The sequence below is a fragment of the Bacteroides sp. ET71 genome, from assembly GCF_023336905.1.
Taxonomy (GTDB): domain Bacteria; phylum Bacteroidota; class Bacteroidia; order Bacteroidales; family Bacteroidaceae; genus Bacteroides.
The window spans coordinates 1-18,334 of sequence record NZ_JAMBLS010000031.1 but is presented as its reverse complement, the minus strand read 5'-3'; the positions used below and the strand labels follow the sequence as shown (position 1 = coordinate 18,334).

The following is an 18,334-nucleotide window of genomic DNA, read 5'->3' as shown; positions in this document are numbered from 1 at the left end:
CTACGGGGCGCGGCTTTGGCGGACACGAGGCGCATCCGTTGCGGACAAGAGCCGAAGGGACGTCCGCAGCAGGCTCCGGGACCGGAAGAAATGGAAAGAAAAAGAGATAGAACAGACTGATTTTTTTATAAATAGATTAGAACTATGTATCACAATATGAAATCGAAATTTTATACGCTTGCCGCTTCGTTCGCGTTGATGGCAGGAGTAGTGTCTTGCGATTACCTCGACGTGGCTCCGCCCGAGACGGTGGACCGCGACGACATCCTGAAGACGCAGGTGGACGCCTTGGAATATCTGTACGGTTGCTACGGACCCATACAGAGCGCCGACTTGATAAGGAACTTCCGCCCGTACAACCTGCGCCAGGGCAGCGACGAGTGGGTGGCCCTCTCGCCGCAGAATTGCGACGCGCAGCGTTACCAGTGGAACCAGCCGACGGGCATGAACACGTATTACGGGGCGTTCCAAGAATATTACAACTCCATCGGCTACTGCAACATGTTCATCCGCGACATCAACGAGAAAGAGGTGCCGGGATTGAGCCCGGAGACCAAGGCGCAATACATTGCCGAGGCGCAGTTCCTGAAGGCCTACCTGCATTGCGAGGCGATGATATATTATGGCCCCATTCCCATCACGGACGAGGTGATTCCCACGAACGTGGCGCCGGCCGACATGCCGGGACGCTCGCACTTCGACTATTGCGCGGACTACGTGGCCAATCTGTGCGACGAGGCCTATCAAAACCTGCCTGCGGTACATTCCACCCAGCAGTATTACGGCCGCGCCACGAAGGCTGCCGCCAAGTTCCTGAAGGCCCGCGTGCGCTGGCTGGCCGCTTCGCCCCTGTTCAACGGCGAGTTCCCCTTCCCCGACTGGGAGAACGAGGACTACGAGACGCCGGGCTATGGCAAGGAACTGATTAGCCGCACCTACGATGCTCAGAAATGGGAAGTGGCCCGCCAGGCTTGCTTGGAAGCCATCCAGGAGGCCGAGGCTGCCGGACATGCCTTGTTCGACGTGGACGGTTCGGAGGCGCGCCGCGAGGCCAACGGCATTCCCCTGCCGCAGATACCGGGCGTGGATACCACGACACCGGAAGGCGAGGAGTTTGCGAAGCGGGTGATGCTGATGCGCTACGTGGTGACCACCGGCCCCGACCAGGGCAACAACGAGGCCATTTGGGGCATGTTGAACATCGCTCCCGACGTGGATTATTCCAGTATGCCCCACTATGTCATTACTGACCAGAACGGCGTGTTGCGCGGCGGCTGGGGATGGATCAGCCCGACGCTCCATGCGGTGGAGAGCTTCTATACGGAAAACGGGAAGCAGCCGGCCGACGATGCGGACTTTACGCCCGAATCGCAGTGGTTCCAGTCGTCCGGCATCAAGCTCCGCGACGACGACGGGCGCGACACGCCCGAGGTGATCAACCTGTGCGTCAACCGCGAACCCCGCTTCTATGCGTGGATTGGCTTCGACGGGGGCGAGTATTCGCCGGTCATGAAGAACGGCAAGAACCTGATCCTGCGTATGCGCGAATCCGGAGAGAACGGGTATAATCCGAACTTCGGCGCCAACAACCAGTCGCAGACGGGCTTCTACAACATCAAGATGGTGCACCCCAACGTCCGCTTTACCGGCATCGACGAGGGCAATAACACGAGCGAAGGCTACAACCACACGTGGGCTCTGTTCCGCCTGGCCGACCTTTACCTGATGCTGGCGGAGTGCGACGCCCGCCTGAACCAACACTTGGACGAGGGCGTGAGCTACCTGAACCGGGTGCGCGAGCGTGCAGGCGTGCCGGCCGTCAGCGTGGACGAAGTGAGCGGCGACGGGCAGTTGCTGGAAGTGGTGCTGGACGAATGGTCCAACGAGTTCTACTTCGAAGTACATCGTCAGTTGGAAATCCGCCGCAACGTGTGGGGAGACCAGACCATGATGAAGAACCATTACCGGGGCCTGAACTCCATGCAGAGCAATCCTTCGTTCGAATCGTTCAACACGCCGGTCGTTGTCGACCAGACCTTCTCCTGGGACGACCGCATGTATCTCTATCCCATTCACAACGAAGAAATCTATTCCGACCCGAACTTGGTGCAGGCGCCGGGTTATTGAGGAACGAACGTATAACATAATAAAAGAACGACCATGAAGAAATTAGTTTATACCGCACTGTTCTCTTTGTCGCTGGCCCCGCTGTTGTCGGGCTGCGCCGAAGACGACATACAGGATATGTTTCCCGCCGAATATCACAAGATTCTCTATATCTTGGAGAGCGGCGAGCAGAATGTCACGCTCTATAATACAGGCGAGCCGGCCGATTACACTTTCTCGGTGTGCAAGGCTGGCAGCGACCCTTCGCTGGGCGCCGAGGTGAGCATCGAAACCATCTCGCAGGCTGAAGTGGACGAGATGTACAGTCTTAACGAGGGAATCCCTTACCGGATTATCCCTTCGGACTGCTACTCCATCGACCAGCTGGAACTGGCTTTCGGCGGCTCGGAAACGAGCAAGCAGGTGACGGTTTCGGTGGACGCCGCCTTAGTGAAAGAGGCGATGGAGGCCGAGACGGAAGACACGCGCTGGCTCCTGCCGCTGCGTGCTGTGAGCGAGAACGATTCCGTCAACAGCGAGAAAGATTCGTATATCATGCTTTTCGACGGCGTGGTGACGCCGCCTGTGGGATTCCGCACGGCGGGCGTGCAAGTCTATAACCATGACTTCACGAGCGGGGCATTCAGCGCTTCTAATGCCTTCGGCCTGCTGACCGTGCAGAACTCTTGGGAAGTGTCGGCCGCCGTCACCTTGGATAAAGATTACGTAGCAGCATACAATGAAGAACACAACACAAATTATCAGATACCTGCGGAGGGAACGTACAGCATTCCCGGAAATGTTACTTTGACGGCCGACGCGCAAGATGCGACCGTTGACATCAGCATCACAGACTTTGGCGACGCCAAGTCGGGTTACTTTATGTTGCCTTTGCGCTTGAGCGACGTGAGCCGCTTTGAGCTTTCGGCCGACGCTTCTTTGTGGGCGCCGGTGGTGCGCCTCGTCGGCAAACGCTTTGACCGCTCGGGATGGACCGCCACAGGCTGCTCGGAAGAACTGACCGGCGAAGGCGATGCTAACGGAAGGTTCCTGGATGCCATTGACGGCGATATCAATACCTATTGGCACGCCAGTTGGCAAAGTTCGCCGGACAATACGTTGCCCCATTGGTTCATAGTGGATTCGCAGACAGAACGTGAATTCACGCAGGTGGGCATCGTGCAACGTGCGTCGTCATCGTATAAGGACGTGCGTGACGTGAATGTTTACGTCAGCTCGGACGGCGAAGACTGGGGGCAGCCCACTGCTTCTTTCACCGTTGAAGCGAAGGATGGTGAACAAATTTTCGATGTGACACCCACCCGAGGCCGTTACGTGAAGCTGGAGTTTGTCAACTCCTGGCGTGATAACGGTACGGGCAATGCCATAGCCGTGGCTGAGGCTTACTTCTATGGCGAAGATTGAGGACAAATAGTGTGAGAGGGGGCGGCTTTGCGGGTTCTGCTTCGTAAGGCCGCCTTTTTTACGCACAGGTTACTGAAATCTTTGTTTGGCGGGCACCGGCCCGTAGACTGAACAAGTAGGTTCCCCGGCTTGTTTAGAAAGTCATAACGTAACGAAACATGTAATGCTGAGTTAGATTTGATAATGATGAATAGAGTTTATATAGAAGAAACAAAGGTATTAAAAGAATCATAGCGTATGCAAGAACCAATGAATATAAGATATCTGATGACGTTGATCCTGTTTGTGGTCTGTATGAATGTCTATGCAGAACGCAAGCCGGTGGCCGGCGGATATCCTATTGCGAATTTTGCTTTAACGACCAATGTGTCTGAGCAAGGCGATATGTTTGGGCAGATTCTTCAGAATGAAGGAAAGTTGGGCGGTTGGCTTGTCAATCGTGGCGAATTTAAAGTCCGGGTTGAGAAAGATGGCAGGTCGGAAAAGCTTTCGCATTTTAGAAAAAAGGAGGTGAACCGTTGTTTCCCGATGGTAGAAGCGAAGTATCAGGAATCCGATTTGATTGCTTCTTCCGTCAGGTTTAAAACGTTCTGTCCTTTAGGTTTGAATGATTTGGAATTGTCCTCGTTGCCTGTCTTGATGTTGGAAGTAGAGTGCGAGAATCCCGGTAAGAAACAGGATGCTTTCTTCTTGACGTTGGATTGGGCTAACGAGGTGTGCGACTCTTTGGAATCCAAAGCTTCAGACGGATTTTGTGCTGTCGGGAATAAAAAGTTTATGGTTGCTGTCGATGCAGAATTAGACAGGCAAGGGAATATGATTCGTATCCCTGTTTGTTTGGAGGGAAAAGAGGGAAAGAGGTTCCGTATCGTATTGTCCTTGTACGATGAGAATTGGATATCGGCCAATCAATTTGCAACGGTGGATGAGGTTGTGGATTATGCCTTTAGGATGTGGGATGTTCTGGAGACGAAAACAGCAGAGTTCTCTGATGCAATCCCGCGCAGTGGAGATGAAGAAGTGGATACCTATCTGCGCTGGTATATGGTTCCTGCCATTTCGTTGACCCGTTACAACAAGAAAGGCGAGTTGCTGACGTTGGGATATAGGGAGCTGAATCCGCGTGACAGCTATTGGACGACTTGGGTGCACCTGGCGTTTTTCAAGGAAGCCGAGCGCAAGATGATTGAAGAATGCTTGGCATCTGTGATATCTTCCGGAAAGATGCCCACCACGATATTACCTTTGATTGATCGAGAAGACGATTTGGACATCAACGCTTTCCTGATTTTGCGTGTAGCCCGTTTCTACCAGTTTTATCATGAGAAAGATGAATTGAAGGATTATTGGCCGGTCTTGAAGAGGGTGATGGAATGGTTGATATCGCGTGACAAGGATGGCATAGGCTTGCCTAAGCAGGTGTCGTATTGGGGCGATTGGAAAGATGTGTCTGGAGTAAGTGACCGTGCCTACTCGCCTTTTTCATGCCTGATTTATTTGGCAGCTTTGAAGCAGATGATTTATTTGGGTAAAGAATGTGGCGATCCGGCAGCAGTAAAACGTTTTGAGGAGGCTTACACCAAGGGATTTGAAACTATTAACAAGGATACTAAGAATGGAGGTTTGTGGAATGGTCAGTATTATTGCCAGTTATGGAAAGACGGGAGTGTGAACGACAGGTTGTTGGAAGACCAGACCATAGGCATCCTTTGGGATGTGGTGCCGGAAGAACGGGCCTTTTCGATCATCCATTCTTTGAACGAGATGAGCCTGACTCCTTATGGGGTAGCCGAGACTTCCCCTTATTATCCGAAGGAGTTTGGGTATGAACCGGCGACTTATCACAATGGGGCCGTGTGGCCTTGGGTCAATTTTATGGATTGCTGGGCGCGTATCTGTTTGGGTAAGCGCGATGAGGCCATTGATATTATCAAGCGGGTGGGATATGCCGATATTGTCGCTTCGGGCGATTGGTCGGCCAATGAGCATATCAACAGCTTGACCGGTGAAAATCTGGGATTCCATATTCAGGGATGGAACGCCGCGTTGTTTGGCGTTGTTTATTTTGGATTGGTACATCCGGGAGTTGTTTTTTAGTGTTTGGGAAAGGGTGATGATGTTATTGAGAATTAGAATATCTCAACCGGATGAGGCCTGAAATAGTTGAGAAATATTAGAAGTACCATAAAACCATATTCAATATAATGCTTAATATGAAAAAGATTTTCTCGTTATTGTGCGCTGTGTTTTTCCTGTCTTCATTGGCCGGCTGTGGCGATTCTTCCGATGATTCGGCGGTCGATCCTCCCGGCGGCGGTGGAGGGGGCGAAGAGACTGAGGAGCTCTATTGGAACCCTGTGATTAAATACTCGGCTCCAGATCCCACTTGTATCCGTGCAGCCGATGGCACTTATTATTTGTATGGGACGGAAGATACGCGTAATATGCCAATTTACAAGTCAGACGATTTGGTGAACTGGACTTTTGTGGGGACGGCGTTTACGGAGGCTACCCGCCCCGATTTTCCTACGTCTGTCAGTTACGATGATCCTAGCTTGTGGGCACCCGAGATTCGCTACATCAAAGGCAAGTATGTGCTGTTCTATTCGTTGGCCAAGTGGGGACAAGAGTGGCTCAGCACGGTGGGCTATGCTTTGTCCGACAGTCCCGAAGGCCCTTTTATTCCTCAGGGTTATGTGTTTACCAGTGAACAAATGGGGGTTCAGAACTCCATCGACCAGTTCTTCTGGGAAGAAGATGGCAAGTACTATATGCTTTGGGGCAGTTTCCACGGGATTTATATCGTGGAATTGAACGTGGCGGATGATTTGTCAATCATCACTCCTAAAATGGAGACTCAGTTGCAGGTGGCGGGCAATGCCTATGAAGGTGTGAATGTATGGAAACGTGGCGGTTATTATTACCTGTTCGCTTCGCGTGGTTCTTGTTGTGAGGGTATCAACAGTACGTATCAGACGGTGGTATGCCGTTCGGAGAGTTTGAAGGGCCCTTACCTTAACAAGTCGGGCGGACAGATGTTGGATAATCAGGATGAAGTTATCTTGTCCGGCACTTCTGACAATACATTCAAAGGTACTGGACATAACTCTATCCTGCAGTTGGACGATGCGGGGCAGACCTGGATGCTTTATCATGCTTATTATCAGCCTACGCCGAGTGGTGACAACGGGCGTAGCATCAGCCTTGACATGGTTCGCTGGAATTATGAAGGGTGGCCTTCTGTAAATACTGGTACTCCTTCTGTATCGGCAGAAGTGCCTGTTATCCATAATAAATAGATTTTGTTCGGGTGTGTTTCCGTTTTTTTGGAGGAAAATGTTTATTTTTGCTTTTTTGATAACAACATTATCGCATGAACACGACACATAAGAAAAAGGTAGCACTGCTGAGTGTGATGCTCTGTGCATCTTCGTTTGCTGTGCAAGGACAGTCTTTCCCTGTGGGGGGAGCTGATGAAAGTACGCCTTCGCGTTCGGAGTATTTCTCTTGGATAAACAATACCAATGAAGGCCCTACGGAAGAGCAGACGCGTATCAATCTGGATTTCTTTCAGTGGCTGCACGACCGTTACGGTATGCAGTTGGACATTTATGCTTTCGATGCCGGAGCTTTGGATGGAGCCAAGCGTTATGGCAGTACGCGGTCGACGCGTTTTGCGGAGCAGTTTCCAAACGGTTTGGGTGCTGTCTGTGCTCAGGCTTCGGCCATGGGTACACGTTTCGGGGTGTGGTGTGGCCCCGATGGTTTTGGCTATTCGCCCGCAGAAGCAGAAGAACGTATTGATATGATGACAGAGCTGGTGGGGAAATATGACTTCGGGCTTTTCAAGATGGACGCCGTTTGTGGGCAGTTGCGGCCAGAGAAGTATGGCTATTTCGAACGTATGATGAAAGGTATCCGGGCTTTAGACCCTTCGTTTATTTTGCTGAATCATCGTCTGGACTTAGGCCCGGCGAACAAATATTCAACTACTTTCTTGCTGGGTGGCGAGGAGACGTATGTAGATGTGTTTATGACCAATGAAGTGACGGCGCCTCATCACCGGGCTCGGGCTTTGGCCAGAAAAGCGCCTGACGGATTGACGCGCCTGACGGAAGATCATGGTGTTTGTTTGTCTTCTTGTCTGGATTATTGGGAAGATGATTTGGTGTTGCAGGCTTTTAACCGTAATTTGATACTGGCTCCGCAAATCTATGCCAATCCTTGGTTGCTGAAAGATGAAGAATTTCCTTATCTGGCTTATATTTATAATCTGCACCGCGATTATCGAAATATCTTGGTGGATGGTAAGGAACTGCCGTCGGAAAGGTATGGTGAAGGGGCTGTGGCAAGAGGGGACGGAAAGACTCAGTTCGTCACCTTGCGCAACTTGTCGTGGGAAAAGGTGACTTATCGGCTCAGCTTGTCGGAAGAAACCGGATTGATGGAGCAGGGCAAGGAGGTTCAGGCACGTTTGTATCATCCTTATATTTATGATTTGGGCAAACATGCTTATGGTTCGGAACTGGAAGTAGAAGTTTTGCCTTTCCGGGTGGCGATGGTTAAGTTGACTACGGAACCGGAGAAAGATGTGGTGGCTCTAAGTGGAATTCCTTATCAGATAATAAACGACCGGGCTGGTCGGGTGACCGAGGTGCGCTTGTTGGGCAAGCCCGGCGAACGATATAAGGTTAGGTTGGAGAAGGGCAAAGACCTGTTCAAGTCTGCGCAGATTGACGGGGAGCAGGCTCGCCGGTTACTGAACGGGCGCGAGGTGGCGGTTCGTTTCGAGGGGGCACGCCTGGCGTTGCCGCCTTATCGCAAGTTGGCTGATTTGGAGGTCTGCCAGGAGGTTCCCGATGACGCGGAAGCTTTGTACTATGCCACTTGCTTTGCAGCCGACAATAATGCATTGGAAGTACGTTCGCTGAAACGCTCGGGAGAGACGGCTGTTCCTCAGGTGAAGGCCGCCCGTGACGCGTTCTTTGGTCAGCGGTTGTTTAAAGAGCGTGAGATTTGGGACCGTTATCTGTTTGACGGCGATACTTCCACGGGCTTTTCCATTGCCATGCGCTGGGGCGACATACGGCCCTTTGGCGAATCGGGTTTTCACTTGGACATGGGAGAGAGTCGGGAATTGGATAGCTTGGTCATTGAGTCTTTTGACGAATATTCCATCACTCCTCTGAAGTCGTATGAAGGTGTAGAGGCATACGTGTCTTCCGACCTGAAGCATTGGAAGCAGGTGGTTTTCATGGCGTCTCCGAAGATGCGGATTGATTTGCGGGGTATGGACAGCATCCGCTATGTGCGCTTCTCCCCCTGTCCGTTCCGTTTGTCTGAAGTGACGGGGTATAAAGATGGCAGGAAAGTGGACAATGGCAGTTGGCGTGCTTCCAATCTGTTCCGCCCTTATGGCAGTGCTACGTGCCAGGCCATGAAGGCATGGAAGACAGAGTTCGTCTTGGACGAAGTTCCCGAAGGAGGCTATTTGTGTGTAGCTGTCAATGGTTATCACGGCGAAGAGGGGGCTTGGGCTTCCTTCAAGATAGACGGCAAGTACGTGGGCTGTCCCGACCGGGCGCCTTCTTTCACTTCAAACACATGGGAATACAGAAGTGCCAATCGCGACAGGAATTATACGTACTATTTGCCTTTGACGCAAGACATGGTTGGCAAAAAGATTGAAGCTTATGTTCTTGCACTGAACCGGAACCTGAATTATACGAACACGGACAGGCCGGATGACGGTGTGCGTGAAGGCGTCATTTCCGGACAGTCTATTCGTCCGGAGGTTTGGTTGAGTGCTTATCCGATTCCTTTCCAGGAAAAAATGCTGAGACTGGAGAAGAACTGACCCGAATGGGCCGAATGTTTTCTGACTTATATTATTCATTTTTTAAATAGATTTAGAGTATGAAACTTGGAATTAGAATGGTCTGTCTGACAGCGATAGCCTTTTCAGTATCAACGGCATCACCAGCAAAGGGAAAGATTGAGGCTGGTGAAAGTCTTTCTGCCTTCGGAGAAAACCGAGAGGTATATCATAACCCTGTTATTGCGTATTCGGCTCCCGACCCTACTTGTATCAGGGTGGCAGACGGGACGTATTATTTGTATGGGACGGAAGACACGCGCAATATGCCCATCTATAAGTCTGACGATTTGGTGCATTGGACTTTTGTGGGCACTGTTTTTACGGAAGCTACTCGTCCGGCTTTCCCGCCCGAGGTTACGGACAAACCTGCCAGCCTGTGGGCGCCCGAGATACGATACGTCAAGGGGAAGTACGTGTTGTTTTATTCCTTGGCCCGTTGGGGGGAAGAATGGCTTAGCACAGTAGGCTATGCAATAGCCGATAAGCCAGAAGGCCCGTTCACGCCCAAAGGCTATGTATTCAGCAGCCGTGATGTGAATGTGCAAAACTCCATTGACCAATTCTTCTGGGAAGAGGATGGCAAGTACTACATGTTGTGGGGTAGCTTCAGTGGCCTTTATATCATAGAACTGAATGTCTCGGATGACCTGACCATCACACCGAAGCTCGAGACGAAGCAAAAGATTGCAGGCAATGCCTATGAAGGTGTCAACCTGTGGAAACGTGGCGGATACTATTATCTGTTTGCTTCACGAGGTTCCTGTTGCGAAGGTATCCGGAGCACTTATACTACCGTGGTAGGCCGTTCGAAAAGTCTATTCGGGCCTTATGTGAACAAGGCCGGCAAACCGATGTTGGAGAATGGCGATGAACTGCTGCTGCATGGTACCGAAGACAATTCTTTCCGCGGCACCGGGCATAACTCCATTTTGCAGGAAGACGATGCGCACCAGACGTGGATGCTGTATCACGCATATTACAAGCCGCGGGAGGATGGTAACGATGGACGCAGTGTCAGCCTGGACCGTGTGGACTGGGTAGACGGATGGCCGGTCATGGGAAGGGGTGTGCCTTCCACTTCTGCCGAAGTACCGGTGATAAACCATAAATAAGGCTATTTTTTTTGTGGCAGGAAGCATAACTTTTCTGATAAATCCGTATATTTGGGACGTATAAACTTTAAAATCATCAGGCTTATGAAAAAGTATTTAGCTGAAATGGTGGGGACTATGGTCCTTGTATTGGTGGGTTGTGGCAGTGCCATCTTTGCGGGCAACGCAGCAGGCGCAGTGAGCGCAGGTGTAGGAACATTGGGAGTAGCTTTGGCTTTCGGATTGGCTGTAGTGGCTATGGCTTATACTATTGGCGGCATTTCCGGATGCCACATTAATCCCGCCATCACGCTGGGAGTCTGGCTATCTGGCCGTATGACAGGTAAGGATGCAGGCATGTACATGTTGTTCCAGGTGATTGGCGCCATTATCGGTTCGGCCATTCTTTGGCTGTTGGTGGCTGTGGGGACGCATAACGGGCCGACGGCTACTGGTTGTAACTCTTACGCCGATGGCATGATGTTGCAGGCTTTCATTGCCGAGGCGGTGTTTACGTTTATCTTTGTTTTGGTAGTGCTGGGCACGACAGATGCCAAGAAAGGAGCAGGAAATCTGGCTGGACTGGCCATTGGTCTGACGTTGGTCATTGTGCACATTGTTTGTATTCCCATTACCGGTACGTCGGTCAATCCGGCGCGCAGCATTGGTCCGGCTTTGTTCGAGGGCGGGGCAGCTTTGTCTCAGTTATGGTTGTTCATTGTGGCTCCGTTGGTAGGGGCTGCGGTCAGTGCTTTGGTGTGGAACGCCATAGGTAGCAGCAGAAAATAAGAATAGACTGACATAAAATAAGGGGTGTCAAAAGAGAGGGTGAAATCCTCTGTTTTGACACCCCTTGTCTTATTCTGCGGGCAGGGGCTGGAGTACGGGCCGGCTCATGATGCGTTCGTATTCTCCTTCGTTCAGCACTTTCAGGGCTTGCTGCACGGTGCGGTCGGTGGTGTTCATCACCTGGAAATATTCGCTCATGTCCCACAGGTCGCGGGCGATGAGGGCTTTCAACTGGGTTTTCACCAGAGGCAGGGAGCGTTTGTACTGTGCTTCGTCGAAGGTGACTTTTTCTTTCTCGGCCAGGGCCAGGACGTCGGCCATGAAGGCATCGTCTATTTCGAATTTCTTGTCGAAGGCTTTGAAGTCTTTGTATTTCTTCTTCAGTTCCTGGCGGTGCTGTTCGATGTAGCCCGTGGTACTGCGGATGACGACTCCTTTGGCCACGAGGTTGCGGTGCCAGTCGGTGTAGAGGGTGGTGTCGATAGGCACAAAGAAGTCGGGCATGATGCCTCCACCGCCGTAGACGGTGCGGCGCAGGCGCTGGGTGCGGTATTTCAGTGAGTCAGGGAAGTGGATGCTGTCGGCATGCATCAGTTCACCGTGGTTGAAGCGGTCCAGCAGGTCGCGGTGATATTGTTCGAGCATGTCTTCGCCCGTGCCGTCTTTGTCGTAGGGCTTCTGTATGCAGCGCCCTGCGGGGGTGTAGTAGCGTGCCACGGTGAGGCGTATCATCGAGCCGTCGGGCAGGTCGATGGGGCGTTGCACGAGTCCCTTGCCGAAGGTGCGGCGGCCGACGACTACGCCGCGGTCCCAGTCCTGGATGGCTCCGGTGACGATTTCGCTGGCCGAGGCCGAGTATTCGTCTACCAATACGACGAGGCGTCCGTCGGTGAGGCGTCCGTTGCCTTGTGCCAGGAAGTCGCGTCGCCGTTCGGCGCGTCCTTCGGTGTAGACAATAAGTTCTTTCTGTCCCAGGAACTGGTTGGCCAGGTCGATGGCGGCGTTGAGGTAGCCTCCGCCGTTGCCTTGCAGGTCGAGGATGAGGTCTTTCATGCCTTGTGCCTGGAGTTTCTCCAGGGCTTGGGCAAATTCGTCGCCCGTGGTGGCGGCAAAGCGGTTGATGCGTATGTATCCCGTGCCGGGCTGTATGATGTAGGCGGCATCGAGGCTGAAGATGGGTATCTTGTCGCGCTTCACGGTGAAGGACAGCGGGTCTGCCACGCCGCGACGCACGACGGTGAGGCGCACCTTCGTGCCTTTGGGGCCGCGGAGGCGCTTCATGATGTCATCGGTGCTCATCTTGACGCCGGCAATGGCGGTATCGTTCACCGCCGTGATGCGGTCGCCCGCCAGGATGCCTACCTTTTCCGAGGGTCCTCCGCTGACGGGCTGGATGACCAGCAGGGTGTCTTCTATCATCTGGAACTGGATGCCGATGCCGTCGAAGTTGCCTTGCAGCGGTTCGTTCATGGCTTTCACTTCTTCGGCGTTGTTGTACGTCGAGTGCGGGTCCAGTTGGGCCAGCATCTCGATGATGGCGCTTTCCACCATCCGGTTCTCGTCCACGGAGTCTACGTACAGGCGGCTGATGGCGAACTCGGCCATCTGGAGTTTGCGCAGGGGCATGTTGCCTTGTGCCCCGGCCTGTCCCGTGAGGAGGAAGGCCAGCAGGAGGGCGGCAAGGGTCGCGATGTTTCTTTTTCTTTTCATGAGGTTATTTGTTTTTACATTGTTCAGGAGTTCCTTGGGGGGTGCTGACACTTAGCACAGGTGTCGGTGACACTTAGCACAGGTGTCGGTGACACTTAGCACAAGTGTCGGTGACACTTAGCACAGGTGTTCGCGACACTTAGCACAAGTGTCAATGCCTTCCCCTTGACGGGGTCTTATCCCCCTCTACGGGTGCCTGTGGCGGGGTTGGGCCGATTTGCATCCCTTCGGGCAGGAAGGAGGTGATGTCTTTCTGAAAACTTAACAGTTCGCGCACGATGGTGGAGCTGACGCACGTTAGTTCCGGCTCGGTGAAGAGCAGGATGGTCTCGATGCCCGTCAGTCGCCGGTTGACGTCGGCAATGGTCTCCTCGTATTCAAAGTCGCGCACCGTGCGTATGCCGCGTACGATGAGGTTGGCCCCCGCCTGGCGTGCGAAGTCGGTGGTCAGCCCGTCGTAGGCCTCGACCGTGATGCGCGGTTCGTGCCTGTAATAGTCGGCAATCATGCGTTTGCGCTGCTCCAGGGGGAAGTGCGTGTGCTTGCTTTCGTTGATGCCGATGGCGATGATGATTTCGTCGATGAACGTCAGCGCGCGGCGGACGATGGAGGCATGTCCGGCGGTGAAGGGGTCGAACGTGCCGGGGAAGATGGCTCGGGTCATATGTTTTCGGTTGTTTTCTGAAGTAATTCGTTGGAAGTCAGGCGCATTTTGGAGAAGGCAAACAGTTTCTTGCCCAAATCCTTCAAGGATGCCCCGATATGATACACTTCGTCGTCAATCAGCAGGAAACGGTCGTGTGCCTTTGTGCAGATGTGCACATCAATGGGGGCATATTGTGTATTGTGGCGTTCCAGGTCAAGTCGCAGTTCTTTGTTCATTCTCCCTGTATATATGGCGGCAGTGACTCCGCCCTTCCGTTTGTCGAGCAAAGTCAGTACCGATTCATCCACATAATTGTCTATCAGGACGACGGACCGCTTGGCCGATTTAATCAGGTTAGCGGCAAAGACGTAGGCGTCGAATATCTGTCCGTCGAAGAAGACTCCTTCCACCGGCGGAAGTGCCGTGTGTATGAAGAAAGCTATTTGTTCCTCTGTCTTGCTTACCCGCTGTTCCAACCTTTCCATGCGCGTATTGAATGAATAGCCTTTCAGCAGGTATTCTTTCAGGATTTTGTTGGCCCACTGGCGGAACTCGATGCCCCGGCGGGTATTTACCCGGTAACCTACGGAGATGATGACATCCAGGTTGTAATACGTGCGGTTGCGCATGATTTGCCTTCCTCCCTCGTTTTGAACTGTTCGGAATTTCCGAACAGTTGCAGCCTCGGTCAGTTCCTCTTGTTCGTAGATATGCTTGATGTGCTCGCTGATGTTGGCTTTGCTGGATTGGAAAAGCTCTACAAGCTGGGCTTGCGTCAGCCACACCGTTTCATTCTCTATGCGGACTTCCAGTTTGACGGTTTCGTCGGGCTGGTATAGGATGATTTCATTCAGTTCTTCCATGATTCCGGTCGTTGTAGTTGGCTGATGGTTGGTCAGGCATTCTCCTCCTCCACCAAGTCTTCCTCAATCACCAGGTTGTCGATGATGAAGTTCTGGCGCTCCATCGTGTTCTTGCCCATGTAGAACTCCAGCATGTCCTTCACCGAGTCTGTCTTGCGCAGGCTGACCGGCTCCAGACGCATGTCCTTGCCGATGAAGTGGCGGAACTCGTCGGGCGAGATTTCTCCCAGTCCCTTGAAACGGGTGATTTCCGGGTTGGGACCCAGCTCGTTGATGGCGCGGATGCGTTCCTCTTCGGTGTAGCAATAGGTGGTCTTCTTCTTGTTGCGCACGCGGAACAGGGGCGTTTGCAGGATATATACGTGTCCTTTCTTGATAAGGTCGGGGAAGAACTGGAGGAAGAACGTAATCATCAGCAGGCGGATGTGCATGCCGTCCACGTCGGCATCCGTAGCCACGATGACCTTGTTGTAGCGCAGTCCCTCCATGCCGTCTTCGATGTTGAGGGCGGCTTGCAGGAGGTTGAACTCTTCGTTTTCGTACACCACCTTTTTGGTCAGCCCGTAGCTGTTCAGCGGCTTGCCGCGCAGGGAGAATACGGCCTGCGTGTTGACGTCGCGGCTCTTGGTAATGGAGCCGCTGGCCGAGTCGCCCTCGGTGATGAAGATGCACGACTCCGCTTCCTGTTCCTTGCCCTTGCCGTCGCTCAGGTGATAGCGGCAATCGCGCAGCTTGCGGTTGTGCAGGTTGGCCTTCTTGGCGCGTTCGCGGGCCAGTTTCGTGACGCCGGCTATGGCTTTGCGCTCCTTCTCCGAATCTTGTATCTTCTGGAGCATCACTTCGGCCACCAGCGGGTTCTTGTGCAGGTAGTTGTCCACCTCGGTCTTGACGAAGTCGCCTACGTATTTGTTGATACTGGGTCCGGCGGGTTTGTTTTCCTGCGGAATGGCGGGCCACATGTTGTTACTGCCCAGCTTCGTCTTGGTCTGGCTTTCGAACATCGGCTCTTCCACGTTGATGGCGATGGCGGCCACCAGCCCGTTGCGGATGTCGGAGTAGTCGAAATTCTTGTTGTAGAACTCCTTGATGGTGCGCGCCAGGTGCTCTTTCAGGGCCGACTGGTGTGTGCCCCCCTGTGTGGTATGTTGTCCATTGACAAAGGAGTAATACTCCTCGCCGTATTGGTTGGTATGGGTGAAGGCTATCTCGATGTCCTCGCCCTTGAGGTGGATGATGTCGTACAGGCCCTCGCTGGTCATGTTGTCCTTCAGCAAGTCCTCCAGCCCGTGGCGCGAGACGATGCGCTGCCCGTTGTAGACGAAGGTCAGCCCCGTGTTGAGATAGGTGTAGTTGCGCAGCAGGTTCTCTACGAACTGGTTCTGGAAGCTGAAGCCCGTGAACAGCGTGTCGTCCGGCTCGAAATAGATGTAGGTGCCTGTCTCTTCGGAAGAATCTTCGGTCGTGTCGCTTTGCAGTACACCCCGTTCGAAGATGACGTCGCGCACCTTGCCGTCACGATAGCTGCGCACCTCAAACCTCGTGCTCAGGGCGTTCACCGCCTTGATGCCCACGCCGTTCAGGCCCACGCTCTTCTTGAATGCCTTCGAGTCGTATTTGCCGCCCGTGTTCAGCTTGCTCACCGCCTCCACCAGCTTGCCCTGAGGGATGCCTCGGCCATAGTCGCGCACGCTGACGCGGCGGTTGTCCTCGATGGTGACTTCAATCTTCTTGCCCGCCCCCATCTTGAACTCGTCTATCGAGTTGTCTATCGTCTCCTTCAGCAGCACGTAGATGCCGTCATCGCTCTGCGAGCCGTCGCCCAGTCGCCCGATGTACATGCCCGAGCGTACACGGATATGCTCCATGTCGTCCAAGTGTCGGATGTTCTCCTCGGTATAGTCCACGGCAGGTTGAGGCGTGTCTTGCAGGTTGTTTTCTTCGTCCAATGGCAGTGTTAAGTTGTTTTCCGGTGTGTCCATAATCTCATGTAGGCATTTGACTGCAAAGATAATAATTTTTTTGATAGGTTGGGCGTCGGTATGTTTGTCGAACGCACAGAGGTTTTCCGGAAGACTGGCCTGTTTATGCCGGGACGTTTGTCCGATATCGGCCGAAAGTAAAAAAAGCGTATTTTTATTGTCTTCCGGGATGTTCCAAAGTCGTTCCATGTTCGTTTCTAAGGAGACGAACATGGAACGACTTTGGAACGACTTTGGTAGGAATTTGGTATGAAGGAGAAGAAAACGCAGACGGAAGGTAAAATGGTTTTACATGTCGTGGCTCATGTGGCAAGCATGAGATGGGTGGATGCTTATGTCGCGGGTGCGATTTCCTTCACAAATGCCCGGCGGCGTTTGTGCTGCTCGGTCTTGAAGTAGTCCCACTGTGCCTGTACCTTGCCGTTCAGTTCCAGTTCGACGTTGCTTTCGGCGTATTCGAAGCCCAGTTGCTGGTAGACGGGGATGAGGTCTGAGAGGAGCAGGGCGTTGACGCCTTTGTTCTGGTATTGCTCCATGTCGTCCAAGTGTCGGATGTTCTCCTCTGTATAGTCCACGGCGGGTTGAGGCGTGTCTTGCAGGTTGTTTTCTTCGTCCAATGGCAGTGTCAAGTTGTTTTCCGGTGTGTCCATAATCTCATGTAGGCATTTGGATGCAAAGATTATAAAAAATCCGATAGGTCGGGCATATCTGTGTCCGTCTAACTTGTTGTCAGGAATCGTGGGGGTGGAGCGGATGAAAAGAAAGGGCGATGGGCGTTTTGTCCGCCATCGCCCTTAGTGGGATGTATAAGGAACCTTTTTGTCCGGCTGTCCTGCCGGCATCGGTTTCTTGACTCTCTCTATAATATCGTAATGCCTACAAGGCAGTCATGTAAGTGTAAGTTTCTTCTTTTTCGCCATAATCTTCATATACTTCGTAGACCATGGCCGTATTGCCGGAGAAGCTGACCGTGGCGAAATCGTCGTCATACCATTGGTTGTCCCACGCGTAGAGGAAGGTGAGGGCTGCTTCGTCTTTCCATTTCCACGAAGAGATGCCGAGGCTCCCGTCGGTATAATAGACCATGTATGTGCCCGACTTCGAGAACAAGGCTTCTGTGGGGAAGCCATCAATCTCGTCGTCAAACTCCTTGTAGTTGTCTGCGGTGATGGTGAACTCGCCCAGCACGTGCCCGTCTTCGCTGTACACGTAGGTCATCTTGTCCACCCGCCACGTGCGGCAGAGCTTGTCGGTCGCATCGCTGTCCGGCATGGTAGTTTCCTTGCTGACAGACAGCGACACGGGGCCTTCGCCGTCGGGCGTCAGTTCGAATCCGATAATCTCCGTACCGTCTTCGCCGTAGACAATCTCCAGCGTGCCGAAGCCTTCGAGGGCGAAACGGTTGTTGCCTAGCTCGGTGTAGCGGCCGTAGATGATGCCGTTGTAGTTGGTGGCGCGTGTCTGTGCGGCAGCCGCCGTGCGGTACAGGAAGTTGGTGCGTACCGTGCTACTTTCGGCTTGTGGAGCAGGTGCGGCCCAAGGGGCTGCGTTGTCGGTAGTGATGATGTAGTTGCCGCTCACGGTCAGTTCTATGCTTTCGTAAGGGCTGCCGGAGGTCGTGACGGTGTATTTCCCGCTGACCGCTTCGAAGGTGGGGTTGAGGGGCGGCAGGCTTTCTTCGTCATCGCCGCAAGCTGTAAATCCGATGGTGGCGAACAGCATCAGCATCGTCGCCAAAATGTTTTTTGTTTTCATAAGCGTATTTTTCATTATGTAAATAAATAAACTTGTTGCTATCGACAAAAATACAGATTTATTTGTGTTTGTTGAAATTTGTGATGTTATAA

The 18,334-nt window shown here is 52.8% G+C and carries 12 protein-coding genes and 1 pseudogene; 7 read left to right on the top strand and 6 right to left on the bottom strand.

The annotated features are described in order from the left end of the window. The first annotated feature begins 156 nt into the window (after positions 1 to 156). The 7 genes from M3090_RS12910 (at position 157) to M3090_RS12880 (ending at position 11,289) form a co-directional block, all read left to right on the top strand. Positions 157 to 2,127: a RagB/SusD family nutrient uptake outer membrane protein gene (locus M3090_RS12910; protein ID WP_249056914.1), complete on the top strand. Its 1,971-nt coding sequence runs from the start codon at positions 157 to 159 to the stop codon at positions 2,125 to 2,127. A 33-nt stretch (positions 2,128 to 2,160) separates the two neighbouring features. Next, the gene (locus tag M3090_RS12905) at positions 2,161 to 3,531 is read left to right on the top strand and encodes a BT_3987 domain-containing protein (RefSeq protein ID WP_249056913.1); all 1,371 of its coding nucleotides are present in this window, start codon (positions 2,161 to 2,163) and stop codon (positions 3,529 to 3,531) included. A 249-nt stretch (positions 3,532 to 3,780) separates the two neighbouring features. Next, on the top strand, positions 3,781 to 5,628 hold the full coding sequence (locus tag M3090_RS12900) for a GH116 family glycosyl hydrolase (RefSeq protein WP_249056910.1): 1,848 nt from the start codon (positions 3,781 to 3,783) through the stop codon (positions 5,626 to 5,628). Between the two features lie 116 nt (positions 5,629 to 5,744). Further along, positions 5,745 to 6,830: a family 43 glycosylhydrolase gene (locus M3090_RS12895; protein WP_249056909.1), complete on the top strand. Its 1,086-nt coding sequence runs from the start codon at positions 5,745 to 5,747 to the stop codon at positions 6,828 to 6,830. A 74-nt stretch (positions 6,831 to 6,904) separates the two neighbouring features. After that, entirely contained in the window at positions 6,905 to 9,388 is a 2,484-nt protein-coding gene (locus tag M3090_RS12890; RefSeq protein ID WP_249056907.1) for a discoidin domain-containing protein, read from the top strand. Positions 9,389 to 9,447: 59 nt separating this feature from the next. Then, positions 9,448 to 10,521, top strand: coding sequence for a family 43 glycosylhydrolase (locus tag M3090_RS12885; RefSeq protein WP_249056905.1), 1,074 nt, complete (start codon positions 9,448 to 9,450; stop codon positions 10,519 to 10,521). Positions 10,522 to 10,605: 84 nt separating this feature from the next. After that, the gene (locus M3090_RS12880; protein WP_249056904.1) at positions 10,606 to 11,289 is read left to right on the top strand and encodes an MIP family channel protein; all 684 of its coding nucleotides are present in this window, start codon (positions 10,606 to 10,608) and stop codon (positions 11,287 to 11,289) included. A 69-nt stretch (positions 11,290 to 11,358) separates the two neighbouring features. Here the strand turns inward: M3090_RS12880 and M3090_RS12875 are convergent, their stop codons facing one another. The 6 genes and pseudogenes from M3090_RS12875 to M3090_RS12850 form a co-directional block, all read right to left on the bottom strand. Continuing rightward, positions 11,359 to 12,999, bottom strand: a complete 1,641-nt coding sequence (locus M3090_RS12875) for a S41 family peptidase (RefSeq protein WP_249056902.1) — start codon at positions 12,997 to 12,999, stop codon at positions 11,359 to 11,361. A 151-nt stretch (positions 13,000 to 13,150) separates the two neighbouring features. Next, positions 13,151 to 13,663 carry a pantetheine-phosphate adenylyltransferase gene (gene coaD, locus M3090_RS12870; protein WP_249056899.1) on the bottom strand — a complete coding sequence of 171 codons (513 nt, stop codon included), beginning with the start codon at positions 13,661 to 13,663 and terminating at the stop codon, positions 13,151 to 13,153. Next, positions 13,660 to 14,508 (bottom strand): virulence RhuM family protein, encoded by an 849-nt coding sequence (locus M3090_RS12865; RefSeq protein WP_249056897.1) that lies wholly within the window; start codon positions 14,506 to 14,508, stop codon positions 13,660 to 13,662. The genes coaD and M3090_RS12865 overlap by 4 nt, the downstream gene beginning before the upstream one ends. Positions 14,509 to 14,540: 32 nt before the next feature. Continuing rightward, positions 14,541 to 16,487 (bottom strand): DNA topoisomerase IV subunit B, encoded by a 1,947-nt coding sequence (locus M3090_RS12860; protein WP_410553257.1) that lies wholly within the window; start codon positions 16,485 to 16,487, stop codon positions 14,541 to 14,543. Positions 16,488 to 16,819: 332 nt separating this feature from the next. Continuing rightward, positions 16,820 to 17,017, bottom strand: a pseudogene (locus tag M3090_RS12855) (N-acetyltransferase); the annotation flags it as partial. 346 nt (positions 17,018 to 17,363) lie between these two features. After that, complete coding sequence (locus tag M3090_RS12850) at positions 17,364 to 18,242, bottom strand: hypothetical protein (protein ID WP_249056895.1); 879 nt, start codon at positions 18,240 to 18,242, stop codon at positions 17,364 to 17,366. Between the last annotated feature and the right edge of the window lie 92 nt (positions 18,243 to 18,334).

What these genes read in the sequence shown, in the direction of transcription:
- M3090_RS12875 (WP_249056902.1), bottom strand. Translation starts at nt 12,999, where the DNA reads ATGAAAAGAAAAAGAAACATCGCGACCCTTGCCGCCCTCCTGCTGGCC.
- M3090_RS12890 (WP_249056907.1), top strand. Translation starts at nt 6,905, where the DNA reads ATGAACACGACACATAAGAAAAAGGTAGCACTGCTGAGTGTGATGCTC.
- M3090_RS12880 (WP_249056904.1), top strand. Translation starts at nt 10,606, where the DNA reads ATGAAAAAGTATTTAGCTGAAATGGTGGGGACTATGGTCCTTGTATTG.
- coaD (WP_249056899.1), bottom strand. Translation starts at nt 13,663, where the DNA reads ATGACCCGAGCCATCTTCCCCGGCACGTTCGACCCCTTCACCGCCGGA.
- M3090_RS12905 (WP_249056913.1), top strand. Translation starts at nt 2,161, where the DNA reads ATGAAGAAATTAGTTTATACCGCACTGTTCTCTTTGTCGCTGGCCCCG.
- M3090_RS12850 (WP_249056895.1), bottom strand. Translation starts at nt 18,242, where the DNA reads ATGAAAACAAAAAACATTTTGGCGACGATGCTGATGCTGTTCGCCACC.
- M3090_RS12885 (WP_249056905.1), top strand. Translation starts at nt 9,448, where the DNA reads ATGAAACTTGGAATTAGAATGGTCTGTCTGACAGCGATAGCCTTTTCA.
- M3090_RS12900 (WP_249056910.1), top strand. Translation starts at nt 3,781, where the DNA reads ATGAATATAAGATATCTGATGACGTTGATCCTGTTTGTGGTCTGTATG.
- M3090_RS12865 (WP_249056897.1), bottom strand. Translation starts at nt 14,508, where the DNA reads ATGGAAGAACTGAATGAAATCATCCTATACCAGCCCGACGAAACCGTC.
- M3090_RS12895 (WP_249056909.1), top strand. Translation starts at nt 5,745, where the DNA reads ATGAAAAAGATTTTCTCGTTATTGTGCGCTGTGTTTTTCCTGTCTTCA.
- M3090_RS12860 (WP_410553257.1), bottom strand. Translation starts at nt 16,487, where the DNA reads ATGGACACACCGGAAAACAACTTAACACTGCCATTGGACGAAGAAAAC.
- M3090_RS12910 (WP_249056914.1), top strand. Translation starts at nt 157, where the DNA reads ATGAAATCGAAATTTTATACGCTTGCCGCTTCGTTCGCGTTGATGGCA.